The sequence below is a fragment of the Corynebacterium macginleyi genome (assembly GCF_003688935.1).
Lineage (GTDB): Bacteria > Actinomycetota > Actinomycetes > Mycobacteriales > Mycobacteriaceae > Corynebacterium > Corynebacterium macginleyi.
Genome location: NZ_REGE01000002.1, coordinates 291,696 through 315,892 on the forward strand (window position 1 = coordinate 291,696; position 24,197 = coordinate 315,892).

The window sequence follows — 24,197 nt, forward strand, 5'->3', positions numbered from 1 at the left end:
TTGCCTCACGAACCTTGGTCTTGGATTGGTGCGAATTTCGCACCGAATCACTAAATACAGCCCCACCAGATTAGCATTGCTCACCAGCCCATTGCAGATCACAGTAATCCACGGCTTGCCATGCCCGCGGGACATACCTGCAGGGCGCATAGGCGCGAGAAAACTCCCCGGTACCCGCCACCATGCCGATTTATAGACGCCGGGTACTGGGGAGTTATCTAAAATGGTTGAGGAAGAAGCCCCTATCTCTCGCCGAGCAAAGCATCGACAAAGCCTTCGACTTCGAAGGGTGCAAGATCGTCGGCACCCTCACCCAAGCCGACAAGCTTGACTGGTACACCCAACTCCTCTTGCACCTGGAAGACGATGCCACCCTTAGCCGTGCCATCCAATTTAGTAAGCACCACACCGGAGATGTCCACGACCTCGCGGAAAATACGTGCCTGTGTTAGGCCATTTTGTCCTACCGTGGCATCGAGGACCAAGAGGACCTCATCTACCTCGGTCTTCTTCTCGACGACACGCTTGACTTTGCCCAACTGATCCATGAGGTCGGTCGAAGTGTGCAGGCGGCCGGCGGTATCGACTAAGACAACATCGACCTGCTGTTTTACACCGGTGGCTACGGCATCAAACGCCACTGAGGCTGGATCTGCGCCTTCTTTGCCACGCACTGTTTCGGCGCCCACGCGGCGGCCCCACGTTTCTAGCTGATCAGCTGCCGCGGCGCGGAAAGTATCTGCCGCACCCAGCAAGACGCTATGACCCATCGATACCAAGACGCGGGCGAGCTTACCGGTGGTGGTGGTCTTACCGGTACCGTTGACGCCCACAACCATCACGATCGCTGGCTTTCCGTCATTAGGCATCGCGCGAATGGAGCGATCCATTTCTGGGTGGCAGGCCTCGATGAGGCATTCTCGCAACATTGCGCGCGCCTGTTCCTCGCTCGAAACGCCGCGCTCAGCGATCTTGTCTCGCAGAGAATCGGTGACTTTCATCGTGGACTTGGTGCCCAAATCCGCCATGATGAGGGTATCTTCAATTTCCTCCCAGGCGTCTTCATCCAAATCGCCCGCGGAAAGAATTCCCATCAACCCCTGGCCGATGGCGTTTTGGGAACGGGAGAGACGGCTGCGCAACCGCCCGAGGCGGCCTCCCGCCGGAGCGATATCCTCGGTGGGGTGGGTCGCTACCGCAGGTTCACCATCCGGTACGGGACTCTGTTCCTTGGCCGCTTCCGCAGCATCTGTTTGTGCATTGGCTGCAGCCGCCGCTTCTGCAGCTTCCTCGTGGCTATCGATGCGTTCTTCGATGTGGTCAGCGTCTTTATCTTCTACTAACCCGTCAAAGACCGGCGACTTGTCTTCTACCTTGGCAGCCTCTACGGATGCAGTCGGTTCCGGAGCTTTTTCTTCGTGGTCTGACTGGCCGGCAGGGTCCTTTACTTGGCCTGTTGGTTCCCTAACCGCTTCGTCATTTACGGCGGATTCCGCGCGGCTCCCAGCAGACTCTACATCACCACCGACACCGGCTCCATCAGCGGCAGCCGTTGCGGCCGCGCCCCTGCCCTCAGGTTTATCCCCCGCAGCTTCTGCGCGCTGCGATTTTTCCTGCTGGGCCGCCAACGGCTTTTCGCCATCGATCTGCGCATTCGCGATTTCGGTAGCGCTTTGCCCCGACTTTTGGAATTGCTGCTGCTTAGCCTGCTGTGGCTGGGCCCGGCGCGGCTCCTCCCGTGTGACCTTCTCAGGTTGCTGCGAGCCCGCGGGGGTAAAGTTGAATCCGGACTTTGCCTGGTAATTGCCGGACTTTTGCTCCTGGGTTAGCTGCTTGGGCTCTTCTTCCTTGGGTTTGTCAAAAGAAACCTTCTTGGATTCACCGCGCTTTTTGCCGATTGCGATAAAGACGACAATCAGCACAATAACAACGATTGCTATGCCGATCCATAACCATAAAGAATTCATACCTCTATAGTGCCAGCTTTTCGGGCTTGCGGCACAGAGGGAAGGCGAAATCTTCTAGTCCTTCCACTGCGGCGCATCAACTGATTTTCGGCGCATCAACCCCAAGCCGAGTCGCATCCTGGCTTGCCTGCTGCGCCCCCGGCGCGAGTCCAGCTGGATTCATGCGCTGGGAAATGACCCGGGTAATGCCATCGCCGCGCATGGTCACGCCATAGAGCACATTGGCTACATCCATGGTGGGCTTTTGGTGCGTGATGACAATGAGCTGGGAATCCTTCCGCAACTCCTCGAATAAGGCGATGAGTCGGCGCAGATTCACATCATCAAGTGCTGCCTCTACCTCATCCATGACATAAAACGGGCTGGGGCGCGCGCGGAAGATAGCCACCAGCATGGCCAGCGCGGTCAGGGATTTCTCACCGCCGGAAAGCAGCGACAAGCGCTTGACTTTCTTGCCTGGCGGCCGAGCTTCGACCTCGATGCCGGTGGTGAGCATGTCCTCTGGGTCAGTAAGAATTAGTCGGCCCTCCCCACCCGGGAAGAGGGTGGTGAATACCTGGGGAAATTCCGCCTCTACATCCCGCCAGGCATCGGTAAAGAGCTGCAGGATCTGTTTATCCACATCCGCGATAACTCCGGCGAGATCCCGGCGGGCTTGGATGACGTCATCGAGCTGCGTAGACAGGTAGCTGTATCGCTCTTCTAACGCCTTATATTCTTCCAAGGCCAATGGATTGACCTTGCCCAGCGAGCTCAAATCTTTTTCCGCCTGCTGTAGCCGCGACTTTTCCGCACTGCGATCGAAATCTTCTCCCGGGGTGAAATCCCGCAACAGATCAGCAATAGCGATGCCCAGCTGATCACCAATCTTTGCCTCCGCTTCATCCAGACGCACCTGCGCCCGCGAGCGAGCCAGTTCTGCTTCATGCGCCCGCGTGGTCAGTCGGTCGCTATTGTGACGTGCGGCTGATACTACCTGCTTGGCCTGCTGCAATTGGGATTTTAAGGAGTCACGATCGTGCAAAAACTCATCGCGTTCGAAAGTGGCGCGTCTTAACAGTTGGTTCGCCCGCGCGGCTAAATCCCGTGCATGCCGTGCCACCGCAGCGGCCAATTGGCCCTGTGCCTTGCGGCGGGCCATGGCTTGTTCATGACGGGCTTTTGCCTGACGTTCGTGTTGAGCCTGACGCCGCAAGTTATCGGCTTTACCGGCAACTTGGCCCACGCGCTCTTGCGCCGCGCGGGCGGCAACGTGGGCCTCCATTTCCATGGATTTTATTTCTTCCAACGCGGCTGAGGCGGCATCCCTGTCTGCGGAGGAGGGCTCGTCTGGTTGATCGTCGGCGTCGACGCGGGCGAGCCTATCGTGGGCATCGGCAAGCTCCTGGTGAGCCTTCTGCAAACGCACCTCGATCTCGGTTGCGCGCTGCACAGTTTTTTCCAACTCCGTCTTATTAGCCTCGTACTGCTTCCGCAGCCGATGGTGATCGCGCTTCCATGCATCGACTTCGGTATCGTGCTCCCGCAGCGCTGCCTTAGCAGACGCGGCTGTTACACGGGCATCTTCGGCAGCGATCTTTGCCCCCGCAAGGGGGCCAGACAGCTCGTGCAGGGCTTGATTGGCCTGCTCTAACTCCTCTTCGGCCTCCGCTATGCGGGCGGTGATCTCCACGGTAGACGAGGACCCAATGCCGACCTCGACCCAGCCTTCGCCGATGACGACGCCGGAAGTGGTCACAGCGCGCAGTCGCGGATCATCGGAGACAAGATGCCGCCCGAAAGCTATATCGGGGACTAGGACGACATCAGCAAGCAGCCGGTGTAATGCGGCCGAAACCGCAGGTTGGACTGTGACGTGATCGAGCAGCCAGGAGGCCTGCGGCGGCAAATCAGCATCGACGCGCCACGACCTCACAGGCGCTGTAGTTGCCGCATCCAGCAACGCCGAGCGCGGACCCTTCTCTAACTCCGCAATCAATCCCTCGGTCAACTGTCCCGCCTGCGCTTCTGCAAAGGTACCCAAGACGGCCGTAACCGCTGACTCATAGGTCGTAGAAATGTACGCGGCTAATGGCTGGAATTCTTCTCCTACCTCGATCGACTCAGGGATAGTCTGGGAGAGCGTATCGATGCGGGACCGCAGCGTGTAGACATTGCGCTCGCGCTCGCGTTGAGTATCACGGAGCTGATCCAAGCGCTTATCGGCCGCACTGGACTCGCTGGCAGCCCGCACATGCGCTTCCTCCAAGAGCTGGCGCTCCGCGGCATAATTATCCAACCTCTGCGCAACCTCAGCGGCCTCTGCCCGCGCATTCTGGGTGCGTCGTTGCAGCGCGGCCACGGCCTCTTCTTGCCGCGCTAATTCCTCTTCCGCGCTAGCCACCTGCCCCGCCGCCTTTTCCTCGGCAGCAAAAAGGCGCACAACGCCCTCGCGGCGGTCTGCAATGGCACGCACCTGCGCCATATGTTCGTGCTCTGCGGCTTCGAACGCTTGCCGGCGTTGCGCTACCTCCTCACGAATGCTTTCCAGCTTCTCCGCAGCTTCTTCTGCCGCTACCTGAAGCTCTTCTTGCTCCTCATCCGCACGTGCCGCCTTGGCCTCGAGGTCATCCGGATCGTGGCCGGCATAGGTGACCTGGGCCCCGGCATTGTCCGCTCGCTCCTCTGCGATCCGTTGGGTCGCCGCGATGCGCTCGGACAAAGTTGAAAGATCAAACCACAGCTTTTGGGCGGCTTCTGCCTGCGGGTTAATCTCCTCTAGCTGGATCTCTAGCCCCGTTTGGTGCTCAATCGCCGTTTCAAGGTGCGCCGTAGTCTCTTCCACCTGGGTGGTTAACGCCGTCGCGGTCCTTTCGGCATCAGTGAGTTTCTGGCGCAAACCGACGATCCGGTCACCTGCCAAGCGCAGGCGAGCATCGCGGACATCTGCCTGCACTGTTGCCGCGCGCTGGGCAGCTTCTGCCTGCCGCGCCAAGGGCTTGAGCTGTTTTCCCAGCTCATCGGTCAAATCCTGGAGGCGGTCCACATTGGCTTGCATGCCGGTGAGTTTGCGCTGGGCTTTTTCTTTTCGGCGGCGGTGTTTCAAAACACCCGCAGCCTCTTCGATATAGGAGCGGCGATCCTCTGGACGCGATTCCAGGATTTCAGATAGTTTTCCCTGCCCCACAATAATGTGCATCTCTCGGCCAATACCGGAATCAGAAAGCAGCTCCTGGATATCCATCAACCGGGCCTTCGCCCCGTTGATTTCGTATTCACTTGCCCCGTCGCGGAACATGCGGCGGGTAACAGAGACCTCGGAGTACTCGATGGGCAATGCGCCATCCGAGTTATCGATGGTCAGCGTGACCTCAGCTCGGCCCAATTGCTTGCGGTCGCCTGCCCCGGCGAAAATGACGTCCTGCATCTTGCCGCCGCGCAGGGTTTTGGCGCTGGCCTCTCCCATGACCCACGCGAGGGCATCGACCACGTTGGATTTACCGGAACCATTGGGGCCCACGACGGCGCAGATGCCCGGCTCAAATTTGAGAGACGTCGCCGACGCGAATGACTTAAATCCTTTGAGCGTCAGCGATTTCAGGTGCATTTGGGATAGTGTAGCAAGCCGTTAGGACACAAGCTGCAGCCAACACTGGGTTGGCTCTTAACGCTCAACGAAGCCACTTTCGCCCTTCGCGGCCGCCCACTGCTCAACCACCAGATCGACACTGCCGGGACGGCGAGTGGTGCTCGGTTGCTCTTTCAACAGTTTCAAGAGCTTCTCGCACTCCGTGTAAGTCCCCTCGGCAACAACTTGCACGCGGCCGTCTACCAGGTTGGTCGCATGCCCAGAAAGGCCTAATTCCAGTGCGCGCGACCGCGTCCACCAGCGAAATCCCACCCCTTGTACGTTGCCGTGCACGAAGGCCGTCATTCTCTCCATGCGACTGCACCCTCCTCTTTAATAACTATCAATCCTGCCGCGCTCGCGTCAGATTTTGTGGTCCGCATCGCTGCGGCGGGTAACGGGATCGGAGCCGTCCCAACACTCCACGCCCGGCACATCAGGAAGCATATCGCGGTGAAATACTGGATCGATGCCTTTACTGCGCTGCTCATTGAAGTTCTTGAGCAACTGAATCGCTACGCCCGAGAGCGGAACAATAGCAATAATATTGAGGAGCACCATCGTCGCTGCACCGGTATCCGCCAAGGCGAAAACCAAGGGCAAGGATCCGACGGCGCCGAACCAGACGAAGAACAGCACTACGAGGCGGAAGATGTGTAGCACCGTTTTATTGGTGGTGAGGTATTCCAGGTTGGCTTCTGCCAAGTAGTAATTGCCCAAGATGGAAGAAAAGGCGAGGAAGAACAAAATGAAGCTGATGAAGTGAATTCCCCAGTGGCCAACCTCGGCTGACAATGCCGCCTGCGTGAGCGAAACGCCCTCGGCCTCTTCGCCGTAGGCTATCTCCGGGCCAAGCAGGATCAGGAAGGCGGTAATCGTACACACCACGATGGTGTCGAAGTACACGCCCAAGGTCTGCACCAGGCCCTGCTTGACCGGGTGAGAGACGGTGGCGGTAGCCGCCGCGTTAGGAGCAGAACCCTCGCCTGCTTCGTTAGAAAACAGCCCGCGCTGGATGCCTTTCATCATCGCGGTACCGATTCCCGCGCCGGCGATTTCCTTAAAGCCGAGCGCGTGACCAATGATATCGCCCAGCATGCCCGGAATCTTGTCAAAGTTGGTAATGACCACAAAGCCACCGATGAGCAGGTACGCCAGGGCCATAAACGGAACGACCACCTGAGTGATATTGGCAATGCGCTTGACGCCACCAAAAATGATGATGCCCGCAGCAATCGCGATGAGGATGCCGATTATGGACCCAAAGGTGGCATCGTCTTCGCGTCCGAAGGAAAAGGCCACTGCCTCTGCGATGGCGTTGGTCTGAAAGGAGTTATAGACCAAGCCGAAGGTAAAGACGATGGCAATGGAGAAAAGAACGCCGAGCGGGCCCCAGCCCAGGCCGCGCTTCATGTAGTAGGCCGGCCCGCCGCGGTACGTATCACCATTGCGGACCTTCCATAGCTGCGCCAGAGTGGATTCCACGAAGGCGGTCGCGCCGCCGAGAAGGGCTATAATCCACATCCAGAAAACGGCGCCAGGTCCACCGACGGAAATTGCCACCGCAACACCGGCCACGTTGCCGGTACCCACGCGCGAGGCCGCAGAGATGGTAAATGCCTTAAAAGCCGAGATACCCCCGCTCCCTGCGCTGCCTTCCGCATCGCCGCGATTGGGCCGCTCGACCACAGCGCGCAGCATATCGGGTACCTTGCGAATCTGCACCACCGCAGTGCGAACACCGAATAACAGCCCTGCGCCAATGAGCAACCAGGGTAGAATGTATGTCCACACGCCATCGTTAAATGTCGTGACGACATTTTCGAGAAATTCCATGCAGATTAATCTACTGCCTGGAGGTACACAACGTGAACCTCACAGGTAAAGACCTATTGGCAGCGGGGGCAGTAATGGCTCGAGCGACCCCCAATAATGCAGCGCTCAATGGCTGTGCCGCAGCGGGAACAGGCCTGGCCAGCACGGCCATAGGCTGCAAGCGAGCGCGCAAAATAGCCGGATTCACCATTGACGTTGACATACAAAGAATCAAAACTCGTTCCCCCCGCTTTGAGGGCGGCGGACATCACCGACTGTGCCGCACTAAATAGCGCCACGGCGTCTTTTTGGCGCAGCGCCGATGCCTTCTTGCGCGGTGAAATGCGCGCGGCCCACAGCGCTTCATCGGCGTAAATATTGCCGATACCAGATACCAGCGTTTGATCCAGCAGCGCCGTCTTTACCGCGGTTTTTTTCTGCCGCAGGCGGCGCCCGGCGCTGGCAATATCGAAACCAGGTTCTAGGGGATCTAGGCCGATATGCGAGATCTTGGACCACGGCGCATACAACCAGTATCCGAAGGTGCGCTGATCCACGAAATGCAGCTCGGTACCATCGCTAAGCCCTACCGTGACACGGCGATGCGGGGATTCGGTGGGGCCGATGCGCAGTTGGCCCGACATGCCTAGGTGAATAAAAAGCACGTCGCGGTGGCTATCCATCGGGTCTTCCCCCACGAATTCTAGCCACATGAATTTACCGCGGCGGGCCACCGCGGCGATTTCCTTGCCCACTACAAGACCTGCCAGCGGTTCATCTTGGCCACGGTTCGCGCGCGGGTGGGCAATATCTACCGACGTAATCTCTTTACCCACGACGTAGGTTTCCACCCCACGGCGCACCGATTCCACTTCGGGTAATTCTGGCATTACTTAGCCTTCTTTATGGGCGGTCCCTTGCACCAGCAACGGGGTCTCGCGCAGGGTTTGGCACGCCTCTTGTGCAGCCTGCTGTTCCGCTAATTTCTTATTGTGGCCCTGTCCATGCCCCACGGTCAGCCCGGCTACGGTGGCAACCGCGCTGAAGGTTTGATCGTGTTCTGGGCCGGTAGCGGTAGCCGAATAGACCGGCATGGGCGCCTTCAACTCGGCGCACAGCTCTTGCAAGGTGGTCTTCCAATCCAAGTGGCGCCCGCTGACGGAGGCATTATCAATCTTTTCCGCGAATAGGCGCAGGATGACATCGCGGGCAGTTTCAAAGCCGTGCTCGCGGTAAATGGCGCCGAAAATCGCCTCGGTGGTATCTGCAAGGATAGAATCCTTATCTCGTCCACCGGTAGATTGTTCGCCCTTGCCCAGTAAGATGTGTGGGCCCAGGTTAATCTCGCGCGCGATATCGGAAAGCCCATAGCGCGAAACAATGGACGCCCGCATCTTAGAGATATCGGATTCGGGCCGCGACGGATACGTCACGTACAGCTTTGCGGCCACCGAAAGCCCCAGAACGGCATCCCCCAAGAACTCAAGGCGCTCGTTATTAGGCAGGTGCCCGTTTTCATTGGCAAAAGAACGGTGAGTAAGCGCCAACCGCAGGTTGCCCGGCTCGAGGACAACGCCAAGCGATTTCAAAAGCGGGCTGTGGTCGACCGCCGCAAATGCGGCCTCCCACGCCTCTTGCCCGGTTAGCTTCTTCTTGCGGCTCATAGGAACTTCTCCAAACCTGCCCACCGCGGGTCTACCTTTTCCTCTTCTTCCCCGGAGATCCCGGTTGTCACGCCCTCTGAGGTCTGGATATCGCAACCGTCTTCACAGACGGGGGCAAAGGGAAGGCTTAAGCCGGCTTCATCGATGACTGCCTGGAGCAGATCCAGCTCATCGTCTTCGATTTCGGGGATCTCATCGCCCGAACCGGCATCGTCAGAATCGGCTTCATCGCCGCTGACAAAGGACTCATCGGCGGCGAAGACCTGCGTAACATGCAAATCCAGCTGTGGGTGGAGCTCTTTTAGGCAGCGCGCACACTCACCCGTGAGAACGCCCGAGATTTCCGCATCAACTAATACCCCTGATCCCAGGGGTGTCAGGGTCGCGGCAACAGTGAGATCTTCACCCTTGGGGATGGCAATCATTTCCACGCCGATCCTTTCCGGTGCAGGACCCGTCTGAGTGCGTTGTTCCGGCAGTGCGTCAGCGCCTTGGGCGTTTAATAATTTGCCCACATCGAACTTCAATGGAGATGTCATAACAGTTGGTAGTCTACCTTGCCTCGTAAACTCCGCGTAGTCGCTGGTTTGTCGCATTTTCTGGCAAGAAACTGAAGATATGGGCATAAAGCGCTATGGCTTGCCGGTTTTCCCTTTCCTGCAGGCCGCAGCGGCTTTAGCCCAAAGGCATGACTTACCACTTGGCCGCGGCCTTCTTGGTTATTTCTGGGGCGGCCCTCCATCGCCTGCTTCCTCATCATCACCCACGCCGCACTACCCCAACTCGCGCAGCTTCGTCTAGCCGCCCGCCACAGACACACAAAGTCCTGCTGCACGGTGCCGCGATCTTTCGCAACCAAACCCGTGCAGCAGGACCTTTAAGCGTCGTGCCTTGTAACTTCAGCGCTTAGCGCTCGGTATAACGGCGCTCGTAGCCGCCGTCTTCGCCGTACCGCAAGGAACCAGCAGGCGGCAGGTAGTCGCCGCCGCGCGAGCGTACGCCGGCCCCACCGCGCAAGGCGGAACGATCGGAGTTTACAGTGCGCAGTAGGCCACTAAGGGAACTTTCAAATTCACTAAGCTTGTTATCAACAAAGTCATCGCATTCCGTGCGCAGCCGGTTGGATTCGGTGTAGGCGGTTTCCACAATCCGGTTAGCTTCTTCGTTGGCGCGGCGCACCACTTCAGATTCGGAGACCAAGCGTTCTTGTTCCTGGCGGCCCTCTACCACCGAGCGCTCGTATTCCTCATTCGCCTGAGCAATGGTACGGTCTGCATCTGCCCGAGCTTGCTCAACGGTGGACTGAGCGCGCGCCTCGGCATCGGCCACCAACCGCTGGGCATGTTCTTCTGCCTGCGCGAGCGTAGCATCAGCCTCCTTGCGCGCCTGGTTAACCATGTCGCTGGCCTCTGCAGACGCCGCATTGATCGTGTTATCCGCACGCTCTTCGGCGCCGCGGATAATCTCGTCTTGCTTGTCTAGAACGTCTTGCGCATCGTCGATTTCTACGGGTAGCGCATTGCGCAGATCATCAAGAAGCGCCAGCATCTCATGGCGGGGGACCAAGCAATTGGAGGTCATGGGAAGGCCAGAAGCCTCCTCCAAATGCTGAACTAATTCATCAAGTGATTCAAAGACACGGTACATGCTGGGAATTCTACAACGCAGCACTTAGCATTGTGTGGAGGGCGCGCCTTGGATGCTTAGGCCGGCGCAACGAAGACTAAAGCTCTGACACAGGGCCGTTAGTACCAATCCCCTGTAACCGTCATCGTTGCACCGACCCCTAGAATCCAAGATGCCATATTAGTTACAGAAACTCCCCACTTCCCCGCAGGTGCGGAAAAATGAGGAGCCGTGGGTTAAGGGAGTTTAGATAACGCCCTGTGCCAGCATGGCATCAGCCACCTTCTTGAAGCCGGCGATATTCGAGCCAGCCACGTAGTCGCCTTCACGGCCATATTCCTTGGCCGTGTTGTCGATATTCTTGAAAATGTTACTCATGATGCCACGCAGGCGCTCATCGGTGTACTCGAAGGACCAAGAATCACGCGATGCGTTTTGCTGCATCTCCAGTGCGGAGGTTGCTACGCCACCAGCATTGGCAGCCTTGCCGGGGGCAAAGTCAATCTTGGAGTCCTGGAATACGTGTACTGCATCCGGGGTAGACGGCATGTTGGCACCCTCGGCAACGTAGCGCACTCCGCCCTCAACGAGCTTCTTGGCGGACTCACCATCGAGCTCGTTCTGGGTTGCACACGGCAATGCAACATCGGCCTGAACATCCCAGATATTGCCGCCCTCGTGGAACTCCACGCCGTTGCCAGCTTCTTTAGCGTAGGTGGAGATGCGCTCGCGGCGAACTTCCTTGACATCTCGAAGCAGATCAACGTCCACGCCATTCGGGGTGGTGATGTAGCCAGAGGAATCAGACATTGCGACGACGGTAGCGCCCAGTTCCTGTGCCTTTGCGGCGGCGTAGATGGCCACATTACCGGAGCCGGACACGATGACCTTGGCACCGTCGAAGGACTCTCCGTGGGTCTTCATCATTTCTTCGGTGATGTAGACGGCACCGAAACCGGTGGCCTCGGTACGTACCAAGGAGCCGCCCCAGGTCAGGCCCTTACCGGTGAGCACGCCGGACTCGTGCTGGGTGGTCAGGCGGCGGTATTGACCGAAGAGGAAGCCGATTTCGCGGCCGCCGACGCCGATGTCACCGGCGGGAACGTCGCGGTACTCGCCAATGTGGCGGTGCAGCTCGGTCATAAAGGACTGGCAGAAGCGCATCACTTCCTGATCAGACTTGCCCTTCGGGTCAAAGTCGGAACCGCCCTTACCGCCGCCGATGGGCAGGCCGGTCAGGGAGTTCTTAAAGATCTGCTCGAAGCCCAGGAATTTAATAATGCCCAGGTTTACCGAGGGGTGGAAACGCAAGCCACCCTTGTAGGGTCCGAGCGCGGAGTTGAACTGCACACGAAAGCCGCGGTTGACCTGTACCTCACCGTTGTCATCAACCCAAGGGACGCGGAAGATAAGCTGGCGCTCCGGCTCGCAAAGGCGCTCAACCAGACCGTATTCTGCGTAGTGAGGGTCCTTATCCAGGACGATCTTGAGCGAATCCAGCACTTCGGAGACCGCCTGATGGAATTCCGGTTCGCCGGCGTTACGCTTGAGCAACTTATCGTAGTACTCAGAAATCTGGCTATCAACAGACATAGTGTGTACATCCCATTCTCGTGGAGTTTGACTAGCAAGAACAAGTTTCCTATCAATCTACCGAAAATGCAAGTGCAATCATTCCTCACTCCCCCACCTATATGCTTTCACCTGCAACAATGAAGAAAAATATTTTCTGTAGAACGCTCGTATTTCTAGCCGGACACCGGCGTACGGGGTCGCGGGCTTTATAATCGCGGGCATGCATATTGTTGTCGCTCCAGACTCCTTTAAAGGTACCGCTTCTGCCACAAAAGCAGCAGCCGGAATCGCCAACGGAATCCGCCAGCACTACCCCACCGCCAGCGTTACGACCTTGCCCATGGCAGATGGCGGCGAAGGCACCGCCCAGGTGCTGGCCCAAGCCGCCGCAGCGGGTGGGCAAGAAACCCAGACTATTACCCTTCCTACAACGGATGCGGTGGGGCGCTTGACCGAGGCGCAATATTTCCTCGCTGGGCACACAGCTTTTATTGACGTGGCCGCCGCCACCGGCCTACCCGCAGTCCGCGACGCTCTCGATCCACTCCACGCAGACTCTTATGGCACGGGCGTGCTGCTTGCCGATGCTCAATCCCGCGGCGCCACCTCCATCGTGCTCGGACTCGGCGGTACGGCCAGCATCGACGGCGGGATGGGCATCCTTGCAGCCCTCGGCGCTGCCGGGCACGATGAGCGCGGCTATGCCCTCCCCAAGGGCGGTGCCCCGCTAGTGCAGCTCGATTCCATCGATACCGCGCAACTAAATATTAAAGCGGCCATGCTCGACTTCACGCTCTTGGCCGATACCCGGGCTAAGGCCATTCAGGCTGCAACCATGTACGGGCCACAAAAAGGCGCAGAAGGCGAACAAATAGCCCTCCTCGCCGGGGCACTTCTCCAATTGTGCAAGGTCACCGGCACAAATCCGGAGGCTGAATTCACTGGTGCCGCAGGTGGTATTCCCATCGGGCTTACCTGGCTTTCGCGCACCCTATGGGGCACCGATGAGCACGCCCGCGTCGTTTCTGGTGGGGCCCACGTCGCGAAGGCCCTCGGCCTCGCGGAAGCCATTTCACAGGCCGACCTCGTCATCACCGGCGAAGGCGCCTTCGATGAGCAATCGTTCACCGGCAAAGTCGTCGGCACCGTGGCGGACTTGGCGGCGGAGTCCTATACCCCCGTCGGCATCATTGCCGGGACAATCGAACAGGACACCGAGCACTTTACCGCGGAGCTAGACCAAGACGGTAGGATGTCCGAGCAACTGGCTAGGGCCGCCCGGGACATTATCAAGCAGCTGGGCTAAGGGCGGATCTCAACCGTCCACGGAAAGATGGCGGGGCGCTCATGCGCCAATTCATCCTCCAGCAGCACATGGTCCTTGGGCAATACGGCGTGCGGCGTGAGCAGACGCGACAAAACCATAGCCAGCTGATTCACGGACCCCGTCGCCCCCTGGATCCCAATGTTATAACGGTGGGCGTGGGCGCCTTCCAAATCGCGCTCTTCATGCTCATCGCGGTAATTTTGCTGCAGCTGTTCCTCCAAACCCTCAGGGAACTGGGGATCGGCTGGGCGAGTAACCTCGGCGGAGGTAAGCGATCCGTCCGCTACCAACTTATCGGTGGCAGTAGCAAAAATTTCCTCCACGCGGTCCGCTTGCTCATCTGGAACCAATACATCAAATTGAATAGTCGGCATAAAGCTGACCCTACCCTAACTTAAGGGATGAAAACTATGTCTTATTCCACACACATCGCTTCCCTCGTCAACTCTGCTAACACTGACCTCACGTGGCAACGGGATTTTTATGAAGATCTGCACCGCCACCCCGAGCTTTCCCACAAGGAGGAACGCACCGCGGCACGCATTCGCGCCAAGTTGGCCGAGTTTGATTGCGAAGTCGAAGAAAATATTGGCGGGCACGGCATGGTGGCCATTTTTCGCAACGGCGATGGCCCCACCGCACTCATGCGCGCTGATTTCGATGCCCTACCGGTCAAGGAAGTCACCGGCGTGGAGTATTCCTCGACCAATGATTACATGCACGCCTGCGGGCACGATATGCACACCACGGCCCTCCTCGGCGCCTGTGCGCTTCTCGATGCCTCCCGCGACTCCTGGTCCGGCACCTTCCTTGCCCTATTCCAGCCGGCGGAGGAATCATCCATGGGAGCGAAATACATGATCGCCGATAACCTCACCGCGCGCGTACCCCGCCCCGATATTTGCCTGGGCCAGCACATCATGCCCGGCCGGGCCGGCACCGTCCGCCATACTGCCGGTCCCATCATGGCCGGCTGCGATTCCCTGCGTATCCACATCTTTGGCAAATCCGCCCATGCCTCTATGCCGCATAATTCCATCGACCCAACCTATACTGCGGCGATGATCGTAACCCGCCTCCAAGCTATCGTAGGTCGCGAGGTTGCCCCACACGAGTTCTTCGTCATCTCCGTGGGCGAGCTGCATTCCGGCGATAAAAACAACATCATTCCGGATTCCGCCGAGCTCGTGCTCAATACCCGCTTTTATGAACCAGCCCTGGCGGAGAAAGTCTATGCTTCCCTGGAGCGCATGGTGAAAGCCGAATGCGTAGCCTCTGGCTGCAAAAAAGACCCCACATTTGAGTACTACGCGCACGGCGAGGTCACCGTAAATGACGCCGCAGCGTATGCACCCATTGCCGAGGTCTTTACGGCGACTTTTGGGAAAGCTTCGGTAGACGCCTCCCCCTCGACCGCCTCCGAGGACTTTTGTTACCTGCCCCAGGCCTGGGGCGTGCCGTACGTCTTTTGGCACGTAGGGTGCACCCCCGAGTCGGAACTGGCAGATCCCCCTGTCAATCACCAGGCTAACTTCTTGCCGGATTATGATCCCACGGTCAAGGCCTCTACCCGGGCCGCCCATGCGGCAGTGCTGGCATACCTCGGCACTCAACCCTAATACGGATGTAGCATGAAAAATCCGCCGCGGCCCTGCTCTCGTGATGAAGGAGGAAGACGCGGCGGATTTTCAGTGGGCTAATCCTTGATGGTCTCTCCTAGGATGTGGCACTGAATCATGTTGGTATTGCCGGAGATTCCCGGAGGGGTACCTGCAACGACAACGACCAAGTCATTCTCGTCATACTCGTCCAAGTCCAGCAAGTACTGATCGATGGCTTCCATCATCTCATCGGTGGACTTGACATCGGGGCTCAAGAAGGTCTCTGCGCCCCAGGTCAGCGCGAGCTGGGCGCGCACGTCTTGGTCCGGGGTGAAGACCAAAAGTGGCAGGTCAGAGTGCAAGCGAGCAACGCGCTTTGCGGTATCACCGGAGGAGGTGAAGGCAACAATGGCCTTGGCGTTCAGGCGCTCTGCGATATCGCGGGCGGAATAGGACATCACGCCACGCTTGGTACGTGGGACGTGCGCCAGTGGCGGGACCTGGCCATCGGTCTCAGAGCGCTTGACGATGCGCGACATGGTCCGCACCACGTTATGCGGATCCACACCCACGGAAGTCTCGCCAGAGAGCATTACCGCATCGGCGCCGTCAAGCACGGCGTTAGCCACATCGGAGGCCTCCGCGCGGGTAGGCCGGGAGTTCTCAATCATGGAATCCAGCATCTGGGTAGCCACGATCACCGGCTTCGCATTCTCGCGACAAATCTGGATAGCGCGCTTCTGGAACAGTGGCACCTCTTCCAACGGGACCTCAACGCCCAAATCACCGCGGGCAATCATCACAGCATCAAAGGCCAAGATAATGGACTCGAGGGCATCGACCGCCTCGGGCTTTTCCAACTTGGCGATGACCGGTACGCGGCGGCCTTCCTCGTCCATGATCTCGTGGACCCTGTCGACATCAGCAGGCGACCGCACGAAAGACAGCGCGATGTAGTCCACACCGAGCTTTAGGGCAAAGCGTAAGTCCTCGATGTCTTTCTCAGACAGGGCTGGCACCGAAATGCTCATGCCCGGCAGGGACACGCCCTTATTGTTGGATACTGGGCCACCCTCGATGACCTCGCATACCACGTCATTGCCATCTACTTCCTTGCAGACAACGGCGACCTTGCCGTCATCGACAAGCAACCGGTCACCGGGCTTGGCGTCATGTGCCAAGCCCTTGTAGGTGGTGGATACGCGGTCGTGGGTGCCTTCTACATCATCTACGGTGATGCGGACAATTTCGCCGTTCTCCCACTGCTCTTTACCGTTTTTAAAGCGGCCGAGGCGGATCTTCGGGCCTTGGAGATCGGCCAAGATACCTACGTTCCGGCCAGTCTTTTCGGTGGCTTCGCGAACCCACTTGTAATTTGCTTCGTGGTCCGCATGCTCACCATGCGACATGTTAAGGCGCGCGACGTTCATGCCGTCTTCCACAAGGCGTAAAATTCCGTCCCCGCTAGCAACCGCGGGGCCGAGAGTACAGACAATCTTGGTTCTTCTATCCAGCATTATTGGCCTATTCCATCGGGTAAATTGAACAACCCCCAACCTACTCCCTCGTACGCCGGCAGGCCACAATTTTTTGATACCTGAGTTACAGCGATCGGACACGATCACACATAACCCGTCATTTCCCGCTGCGAGCAGTGTCTGAGCCGGCTTTAACCCGCGAGTTTCCCGCGCGTTGATTGTCTTCGTCGCCGCCATCTTCCGCAGAACTCTCTGCCTGCTCGCGGTAGTAACGCGGGTCCACTTCGGCGGGGGTTTCTGGGCCCTTGCGCTGTCTGTCCAGCAAGAAAAAGAGGAGGAGGCCGGCAATAAATACAACGGCAGAGACAATGAGGTTCACACGTAAGCCGAAAATATGGGTGGCTTCGTCTGAGCGCATGCCTTCAATGAAGAAGCGACCCAGGGTGTAGCCCACAACATAAAGGGCGAATACCCGTCCGCGCCCCAGCTTCCACGCTTTGTGCGCCCACAAGAGGAACAGGCATACCAGCACGTTCCAGATAAGCTCGTACAAGAACGTCGGGTGCACCGAGGCGATGACCTCGCCGGTAGACTGCCCGGATACTGGGGCGTACTCCCCTGCTTCATCGACGCGGTAGTAAATATCCAACGCCCAGGGAACATCGGTCGGCCGACCGTAGAGTTCCTGGTTGAACCAGTTACCCAACCGGCCAATGCCCTGGGCAAGAATGAGCCCAGGCGCAACCGCGTCCGCAAAAGGCGCAAAGGGGATCTTTTTGATCCGAAACATTACCCACAGCGCCGCGGCACTTAAGGCAACCGCACCCCAGATGCCAAGCCCGCCATTGGTGACCTTGAGGGCATCAACTGGGCTACAGGTATCACAGAAGTATTTCTGATTGTCCGTGATGACGTGATAAAGCCTTCCGCCCACGATACCGGCGGGGATGACGACGATGGTCGCATCCCACACGGTATCAGGATTTCCGCCCCGGGCCGTGTATCGCCGCAGCGTTATCCACATGCCTACGAGAATGCCGACTATTATGCACAACGCATACGCGTGGATAGGAATGGAGCCGAGATGCCACACCACGCCCTGCGGCGGCGAGGGGATATTTGCAAGATTATGAGTATGCACGTAGTTAGTGTGCCTTATCGGCATGTCCGCCAGCTAGTTTGGGGTGAATTTTCTAATAACTTTTACGCGAAGGGCATGCGGGGTGTTGGCCAGCAGCCACCAGAGACCGCGCCAAAGCTGTAGGATTTTGGGCCGCCATGACGGATTCACCGACCAATACCGCATCCGCCCCGCGGGAGGCATAGTGGAAAAGGTTGCGGGCATTATTCACCCCACCTACGGCAATGCGCAAGATAGATTCCGGCAGCCCCGGGGCGATATCGTTAAAGGCCTCCCGATTAATCTCATCAGAAGCAAGGGACCACGCATTAATCGCGATGACACTGCTGCCCGCCTTGATGGCGCGGTTAACCTCTCCACAGGTCCTCACCTCCACGATGGCCGTCATGCCCAGCGATTCCGCCCGGTCCAAAAGAGCCTCCAGCCGGGCTTGTTCTAAAAGCTCGACCTGCAATGGGATCGCGTCGGCACCGTAACAACGCGCCTCATGGATCTGGTATGGGTCGATGATAAGGTCGCGCGCCATCATCGGTATATCGATGGCAGCGCGTGCGGTCGCCATATCCTCAAAAGAACCGTTAAAGCGCCGCATATCCGTTTGACAAGCCATCACATGCACGCCACAGCTCTCAAAGGTCCGCGCCCATTCGGCCATCTGGTCGGCCGAACCCACGCGGGCGATTTCCCCAGCATAAGGGACTGCTCGTTTCAGTTCAGTAATCACTGAACAACCCGGCTTTAAAAGAGCCGCGCGAACATCGCGGGGCGGCTCCATATCCCGTGAGCGCGCCTTAACGTCTTGGAAGGAAATACGTGCTTCGCGCGCCGCGACATCCTCTAGCACCCCACCGACCAAGTGATCGACGGCTATGGGTGTAGGCATAAGCACCTCCCTCCCAGCGCGATTAAAATCACACTTAGATTAACGCTATTCGAGGCGTTTCCGGAAATTGCGCGGTGCGAACGGGGCTATTTGCGGCCCACATCGGTCGGGTCGATATCGTTATCGAGTGCGGCCCACATCACGCGGCCGGAATCGGAGGAGGTCTCCAAATCTTCCGCCAGCTTTTCTTGGCGGGCGGCGGGGGTATCGTATTTGCTCGAGGCTTTGACCTTGTCCCTTCCGGGGTTCCGGGCCAAGAGTACGGCGCCGAAAAACGCCAAGCCAGCGCCGAAAATAGCCACGATTGGACCGAACGTAGTGGCCTCCGTGGATACGACGCTCGCCCACTCAGAAATTGTGGCTGAGTCCACCGCATTCTCGTTCGCGAACACCCCTTGCAATATTTTTTGCGCGCGTTCGGCATCAGCGCCGCTGGTCAGCAGGTTAATAGGACTCCATGCGGCAGCAGCCGCGGCGAGAGCACACACAATGGCCACGATGCGACGCCCTATCCGGCGCAGGGCGATTCCGGCAAGCACCCCGGTGAGGAGGACCAGCGTCGATGCCATAAGTCCTAAGGACCACGCTGAGCCCACGATCTCGTTGGTTGCCGAGCCCGATTTATCATCTTCGCTTACTGCTTTTACCCAGGTGCTGCGGGAAGAAAACCACAGTACCGCCGTACCCACCGCAATAAGGAGCGGGCCAAGTCGCCTCGCCATTAGGACTCATCCTTTAGAAGAACTCTCGAATCAAAGCAGGTGCGGTCACCGGTGTGACACGCTGGGCCGCGCTGACGCACAGTTAGCACAATAGTATCGCCATCACAATCAAGACGCACACCGAGCACCTCCTGTATATTCCCAGAAGTCTCGCCCTTAATCCAATACTCACCACGCGAGCGCGAGAAGTAGGTGCCCATGCGCGTGGCCAACGTGTGCGCCAGCGCGTGGTCATCCATCCAGGCAAGCATCAATACCTCACCGGAATCGGCCTGGGCAATAGCCGGTACAAGCCCTTGTTCATTGCGCTTGAGCTGCGCGGCTATCTGTGGGTCGAGCTCATAGTCTGCGGGATTGCTCATCGGCGCACCTCGTATCCGGAGTCCGCCAGGGCCTTTTTGACCTCGCCAATTTCTACCTCTCCAAAGTGAAAAATACTCGCTGCCAGCACGGCATCGGCACCAGCTCCGATGGCGGGTGGAAAATCCGCTACCGCACCTGCCCCGCCGGAGGCAATGACGGGAATGTGCACCGTTTCCCGCACCGCGCGCAGAAGCTCAAGGTCGAATCCACCCTTCGTGCCATCTGCGTCCATGGAATTTAAAAGGATCTCCCCCACGCCTAGCTCCGCCCCGGTGCGGGACCAGTCGACTGCATCGATGCCAGCCGATGTCGTGCCGCCGTGCGTTGTAACTTCAAACCCCGATGGTGCGTGTGCTGCATCGGTACGCCGTGCGTCTACGGATAATACGATGCACTGCGAACCAAAGACTTCTGCCAATTCGCGGAGCAATTCGGGATTAGCAATCGCGGCGGTATTGATCGACACCTTATCAGCGCCTGTACGCAAGAGCTCGCGCACATCGTTAACGCTGCGCACTCCCCCGCCCACTGTAAGGGGGATAAAGACCTGATCGGCGGTGCGGCGTACTACATCGAGCATGGTGGAACGACCGTGCTTGGATGCGGAGACATCGAGAAAAGTCAGTTCATCTGCCCCTAGTTCTTCATAGCGCGCGGCCAATTCCACGGGGTCCCCTGCATCGCGCAGGTGAGCAAAATTCACGCCCTTGACTACGCGGCCTTGATCCACATCAAGGCAGGGAATAATGCGTACGGCTACAGCCATGCGGGGCTGCCTCCTTCTCAGGTCGGTAGAGGGATTAGTCTAAGTTGTGAGACAGGTTCTTCAGGATTGTCTCGTGCACCTGCGGGGTACCAGAAACCATACCCCGCGACTGCGCGGTCCACGGATTGCCCTGTGGATCCGTAACGATGCCCCCGGCTGCCTTCACCAGAAGCGCCCCCGCTGCGTTATCCCACGGATGCGGCGAGAAATTGACGGCACCGTCAAAAACTCCCTGCGCCACGAAAGCATTATCGAGCCCCACCGAGCCCGTCATGCGCGGGCGCAAGCCGGTTTCGCGCAGTTGGTGGATTACCGCGGTCGGCAGGGAGGAAGAACACCCCACGTGCCCCCGGGCTTCATCGAATTCCGGGGATTCTTTCCCGCCACTGAACCCGCCGGATGGCCCTCCCACAGAACGCAACGGCGAGCCATCGCTGGCAACCACGCGCCTGCCCAGGAGGGGAAAATCAGAAATCGCCGCTACAGGCTGGCCTTCGTGGATCAGGGCGACCAGGATGCCGGCGAGGGGGTTTCCCGCAGAATAATTTGCGGTCCCATCGATCGGATCGACAACCCACACGGTGTCATGAATGTTACCGCCGGATTCCTCCCCGTAGACCGGTATACCGGTCATCTGCTGCAGAATATCGCGCAGCCGCTTTTCGATGGTCACATCCACCTCAGTAGCGAAATCACCCCGGCTTTTGACATAGGCCGGAGGCACCCCGATGCCGGATCGAAAGATAGGCTCGACCTGGTCAACGGCCGCCTCGGCGAGAGCCACCAACTCGCGCGGATCCATCATCACTTACTCTTCCTCGGGGTCAATAGGATCGATGGGTACCTCTGCGGGAAGCGGCTCTACCTCTGCTACCGCCGCTAGTGCCTCTTCCAAGCTGAAGTTTCCTTCATACAGTGCCTTGCCGATGATCGCCGAATCAATGCCCTCATTTTCATACCGTGCAAGCTCACGGAGATCTGCCAAAGAGGAAATGCCGCCGGAGGCGGTCACCTTAGCATCGGTGGCCATTGCTACCTCCCGCAGCAATTCCACATTGGGCCCAGTCAGCGTTCCATCTTTGGACACATCCGTGACCACAAAGCGCCGACATCCTGCGGCATCGAGGCGCTCGAGTACCTCCCAGAGATTTCCACCATCAGAGACCCAGCCATTACCCTTCGTGCGCCACTCGCCTTCTTCTAAGCGCACAGCCAAATCAACGGCGACTTTCTCGCCATACTGGCCAAGGATCTTTTCTATCCACTCCGGGTTTTCTAAGGCGGCGGTACCAATATTGATGCGGTTCGCGCCGGTAGCCAGCGCGCGCTCTACCCCGGCATCATCGCGGATACCGCCGGTAAGCTCGACATTAATGCCAAGTTCTTGGGTAATCCCCGCCATCTGGGCGTGATTGGAACCGCGGTTAAAAGCAGCATCGAGGTCAACAAAGTGCAGCCACTGGGAGCCTTGGCGCTGCCACTCGAGAGCGGCATCCCGCGGGGAGCCGTAGACCTTTTCGGTGCCGGCCTCTCCCTGATCCAAGCGCACGGCCTTGCCACCGGCGACATCGACTGCAGGCAAAAGCGTAAAAGTCATGGTTCCATCCTACCTAGAGCGTGTGCATCCAGTTTTCCAATAACTGCGCGCCCGCATCCCCTGATTTTTCGGGATGGAATTGCGTGGCCCAGAGCGCGCCATTTTCCACCGCCGCTACAAAAGAATCACCGGCGTGTGCACACCAGCTGACCAACGGCGGTCGGGTAATGGAAGTTTCTAATTCCCACCGGCGTACCCCGTAGGAATGCACAAAATAAAACCGCTCGTCGGAGTTAAGCCCGGTAAACATGGCGCTATCATTTGGCATCTCAATGGTGTTCCAGCCCATGTGCGGCAAAACGGCAGAGTGCAGGCGCTCGACCGTACCCGGCCATTCACCGCAACCCGCGGAATGGATTCCGTGCTCTACCCCGGCATCAAAAAGCACCTGCATGCCCACACAAATACCCATGACCGGTCGCTCTCCTGCCAGGCGTTGGCCGATGACCCGCGGCCCGTTGACGGCCTTCAGCCCTTTCATGCAGGCATCGAACGCGCCCACGCCGGGAACCAGCAACCCGTCGGCCTCGAGGGCCCAATACGGATCCGCAGTAACGGTTACCTCCGCACCAACGCGCTCGAGAGCGCGCTGGACCGAGCGAATATTGCCCGCACCGTAGTCCAATAACACCACCGTTTTTGTCATGGGCTATACCTTACGCATTCGACGCAACCGCGTGCGGATATCGTTGGTCTCGCTGATGCGAGTCCGACCCAAAATGAAGTCAGTCGTGGTCAAGGCCAATCCGACAATGAGGATCGCAACCCCCACTCCGAAGGCACCGCCGTAGCCATAGCCGGCCACCAAAGCACCAAGCAGAGTCGAACCGAGGCCGGTGCCACTATCGTAGAAAATATTCCAAATGGCCGAAGCCTCCGAGACCCGTTCGCGGGGAAGCCGGTCGAACATCGATAGCAAGGCCTCGTTTTGCGCTATACCGAAGGCTCCACCGAAAAGAACGGCGCCGAGCACCAGCCAGAAAATGGAGCTTTCCATAAATAGGGTCAAAGAAATCGTCCCGACGCCGATGATCGCCATGATCTGGCTCGGAAGGTACAGGCTGCCAGGGGCGCCGGTGCGGTCTGCCACGACGCCTGCGAAGTACCGGAATATCATGGCCGCACCGCCCACGATGGACAACATGACACCAGCAAGGCTGGCACCCTTTGCGGCATCAAGTTGCTGCATCGCGGGAGATAGAAATGAGGAAATGGCGCCGTAGCTCATGGAGAAAGTCGTCAAGGCAAGAGCCGGGACCGCCACTAACTTCCAGGTAGGAACGCGGATAATATTGACTTCCTCGTCGTTATCCTCGGCCAAGGTGACCTTAATTTTAGGGATGCGCAGGCACATTGCAAAGCCCAAGAAACCGATGAAACCAGCGGTAATATAGGTGGAGGCATAACCTAAGGAATCCGCCATAAACAGGCCGAGCGGCAAGAAGATCATCTGTCCAAAGCCAGTGAATACGCCGATCATTCCGGTGGCCTTGCCCAGCAGGCGCACCGGGGAAAGCTCAGCAATGAGAGCGGATTCGGACACGGTCAGAGCACCAAAGCCGACCCCGCGTATGGCGGAAAACAGCAAGACGATCCAGGCGTCGGTGCCCAGCAGGTGACCGAAAGCCGGAACGCCTAAGGTAAAGGCAGAAAGCGCCATCACTCGCCGGTAGCCCCAGCGGCGCAATAGCCACGGCGATATGATCTGCGTGGCAACGGTAGCGGCCATAAAGATACCGGTGGACCCACCCGCCAAAGTTGCGGAACCGCCAGAGTCAATGACGGCCAGCGGCACCACGGGAAGCAAGATGGACCAGGCGCCAAAGGCGGCAGCGATGGCTACCATCGTCGGCGTATAGCCGGGTATCTTCCAAATATTGGTCTCTTGGAATTCGCTCATTTACTAAAGCCTCCCACCATCCAGGCGATGGCCGCGACCACAGTAATCACGGCTAAAAGCGCGGCGACGACCGTCAAAAACTTCGAGTCCTGCTGATAGGCAGACCAAGCTCCACCTACCAAAAGGCCTGCCAGCAAAAATAGGACAAGGATCATAAACTGCACG

At 58.4% G+C, this 24,197-nt stretch carries 23 protein-coding genes; 2 read left to right on the top strand and 21 right to left on the bottom strand.

Features of this window, described 5'->3' with window-relative positions; translation table 11 throughout:
- Positions 1-242: 242 nt before the first annotated feature.
- The 9 genes from ftsY to gdhA all read right to left on the bottom strand — a co-directional run bounded on the left by ftsY (position 243) and on the right by gdhA (position 12,272).
- Positions 243-1,967 (bottom strand): signal recognition particle-docking protein FtsY, encoded by a 1,725-nt coding sequence (gene ftsY, locus D9V82_RS03120; RefSeq protein WP_121910922.1) that lies wholly within the window; start codon positions 1,965-1,967, stop codon positions 243-245.
- A 76-nt stretch (positions 1,968-2,043) separates the two neighbouring features.
- The gene (smc, locus tag D9V82_RS03125) at positions 2,044-5,553 is read right to left on the bottom strand and encodes a chromosome segregation protein SMC (protein WP_121910923.1); all 3,510 of its coding nucleotides are present in this window, start codon (positions 5,551-5,553) and stop codon (positions 2,044-2,046) included.
- A 57-nt stretch (positions 5,554-5,610) separates the two neighbouring features.
- The gene (locus D9V82_RS03130; RefSeq protein ID WP_121910924.1) at positions 5,611-5,889 is read right to left on the bottom strand and encodes an acylphosphatase; all 279 of its coding nucleotides are present in this window, start codon (positions 5,887-5,889) and stop codon (positions 5,611-5,613) included.
- A 48-nt stretch (positions 5,890-5,937) separates the two neighbouring features.
- Positions 5,938-7,410, bottom strand: a complete 1,473-nt coding sequence (locus tag D9V82_RS03135; RefSeq protein ID WP_121910925.1) for an alanine/glycine:cation symporter family protein — start codon at positions 7,408-7,410, stop codon at positions 5,938-5,940.
- A gap of 53 nt (positions 7,411-7,463) precedes the next feature.
- Complete coding sequence (mutM, locus tag D9V82_RS03140; RefSeq protein WP_121910926.1) at positions 7,464-8,279, bottom strand: bifunctional DNA-formamidopyrimidine glycosylase/DNA-(apurinic or apyrimidinic site) lyase; 816 nt, start codon at positions 8,277-8,279, stop codon at positions 7,464-7,466.
- A gap of 3 nt (positions 8,280-8,282) precedes the next feature.
- Positions 8,283-9,053, bottom strand: a complete 771-nt coding sequence (gene rnc / locus D9V82_RS03145; protein WP_121910927.1) for a ribonuclease III — start codon at positions 9,051-9,053, stop codon at positions 8,283-8,285.
- Positions 9,050-9,592 (bottom strand): YceD family protein, encoded by a 543-nt coding sequence (locus D9V82_RS03150; protein ID WP_121910928.1) that lies wholly within the window; start codon positions 9,590-9,592, stop codon positions 9,050-9,052. The genes rnc and D9V82_RS03150 overlap by 4 nt, the downstream gene beginning before the upstream one ends.
- 367 nt (positions 9,593-9,959) lie before the next feature.
- Positions 9,960-10,700, bottom strand: a complete 741-nt coding sequence (locus D9V82_RS03155) for a DivIVA domain-containing protein (protein WP_121910929.1) — start codon at positions 10,698-10,700, stop codon at positions 9,960-9,962.
- 225 nt (positions 10,701-10,925) lie between these two features.
- Complete coding sequence (gene gdhA, locus D9V82_RS03160) at positions 10,926-12,272, bottom strand: NADP-specific glutamate dehydrogenase (RefSeq protein ID WP_121910930.1); 1,347 nt, start codon at positions 12,270-12,272, stop codon at positions 10,926-10,928.
- A gap of 202 nt (positions 12,273-12,474) precedes the next feature.
- On the opposite strand from gdhA, the gene D9V82_RS03165 reads away from it, so the two are divergent.
- A complete protein-coding gene (locus tag D9V82_RS03165; RefSeq protein ID WP_121910931.1) occupies positions 12,475-13,560 on the top strand; it encodes a glycerate kinase family protein in 1,086 nt (361 codons plus the stop codon).
- On the opposite strand, the gene D9V82_RS03170 is transcribed toward D9V82_RS03165, so the two are convergent.
- Positions 13,557-13,955 carry a hypothetical protein gene (locus D9V82_RS03170; RefSeq protein WP_121910932.1) on the bottom strand — a complete coding sequence of 133 codons (399 nt, stop codon included), beginning with the start codon at positions 13,953-13,955 and terminating at the stop codon, positions 13,557-13,559. The genes D9V82_RS03165 and D9V82_RS03170 overlap by 4 nt on opposite strands.
- Before the next feature lie 36 nt (positions 13,956-13,991).
- On the opposite strand from D9V82_RS03170, the gene D9V82_RS03175 reads away from it, so the two are divergent.
- A complete protein-coding gene (locus tag D9V82_RS03175; RefSeq protein ID WP_411763245.1) occupies positions 13,992-15,200 on the top strand; it encodes an amidohydrolase in 1,209 nt (402 codons plus the stop codon).
- 77 nt (positions 15,201-15,277) lie between these two features.
- Here D9V82_RS03175 and pyk read toward each other — a convergent pair whose 3' ends face one another.
- The 11 genes from pyk to D9V82_RS12155 all read right to left on the bottom strand — a co-directional run bounded on the left by pyk (position 15,278) and on the right by D9V82_RS12155 (position 24,196).
- Positions 15,278-16,696, bottom strand: coding sequence for a pyruvate kinase (gene pyk, locus D9V82_RS03180; protein WP_167449718.1), 1,419 nt, complete (start codon positions 16,694-16,696; stop codon positions 15,278-15,280).
- 121 nt (positions 16,697-16,817) lie between these two features.
- Entirely contained in the window at positions 16,818-17,801 is a 984-nt protein-coding gene (lgt, locus tag D9V82_RS03185; protein ID WP_121910935.1) for a prolipoprotein diacylglyceryl transferase, read from the bottom strand.
- Between the two features lie 52 nt (positions 17,802-17,853).
- Positions 17,854-18,684, bottom strand: a complete 831-nt coding sequence (locus D9V82_RS03190) for an indole-3-glycerol phosphate synthase TrpC (protein ID WP_121910936.1) — start codon at positions 18,682-18,684, stop codon at positions 17,854-17,856.
- 86 nt (positions 18,685-18,770) lie between these two features.
- Entirely contained in the window at positions 18,771-19,406 is a 636-nt protein-coding gene (locus tag D9V82_RS03195) for a TIGR02234 family membrane protein (RefSeq protein ID WP_121910937.1), read from the bottom strand.
- Positions 19,406-19,768 carry a phosphoribosyl-AMP cyclohydrolase gene (gene hisI / locus D9V82_RS03200; protein WP_121910938.1) on the bottom strand — a complete coding sequence of 121 codons (363 nt, stop codon included), beginning with the start codon at positions 19,766-19,768 and terminating at the stop codon, positions 19,406-19,408. Before hisI ends, D9V82_RS03195 begins: the two co-directional genes overlap by 1 nt.
- On the bottom strand, positions 19,765-20,535 hold the full coding sequence (hisF, locus tag D9V82_RS03205) for an imidazole glycerol phosphate synthase subunit HisF (RefSeq protein WP_121910939.1): 771 nt from the start codon (positions 20,533-20,535) through the stop codon (positions 19,765-19,767). The genes hisI and hisF overlap by 4 nt, the downstream gene beginning before the upstream one ends.
- A 34-nt stretch (positions 20,536-20,569) precedes the next feature.
- Entirely contained in the window at positions 20,570-21,340 is a 771-nt protein-coding gene (locus tag D9V82_RS03210) for an inositol monophosphatase family protein (RefSeq protein ID WP_121910940.1), read from the bottom strand.
- Between the two features lie 3 nt (positions 21,341-21,343).
- Positions 21,344-22,132 (bottom strand): bifunctional 1-(5-phosphoribosyl)-5-((5-phosphoribosylamino)methylideneamino)imidazole-4-carboxamide isomerase/phosphoribosylanthranilate isomerase PriA, encoded by a 789-nt coding sequence (gene priA / locus D9V82_RS03215; protein WP_121910941.1) that lies wholly within the window; start codon positions 22,130-22,132, stop codon positions 21,344-21,346.
- Between the two features lie 13 nt (positions 22,133-22,145).
- Positions 22,146-22,778 carry an imidazole glycerol phosphate synthase subunit HisH gene (gene hisH / locus D9V82_RS03220; protein WP_121910942.1) on the bottom strand — a complete coding sequence of 211 codons (633 nt, stop codon included), beginning with the start codon at positions 22,776-22,778 and terminating at the stop codon, positions 22,146-22,148.
- Positions 22,779-22,781: 3 nt separating this feature from the next.
- On the bottom strand, positions 22,782-24,032 hold the full coding sequence (locus D9V82_RS03225; RefSeq protein WP_121910943.1) for an MFS transporter: 1,251 nt from the start codon (positions 24,030-24,032) through the stop codon (positions 22,782-22,784).
- Positions 24,029-24,196, bottom strand: coding sequence for a hypothetical protein (locus tag D9V82_RS12155; RefSeq protein WP_167449717.1), 168 nt, complete (start codon positions 24,194-24,196; stop codon positions 24,029-24,031). Before D9V82_RS12155 ends, D9V82_RS03225 begins: the two co-directional genes overlap by 4 nt.
- Between the last annotated feature and the right edge of the window lies 1 nt (position 24,197).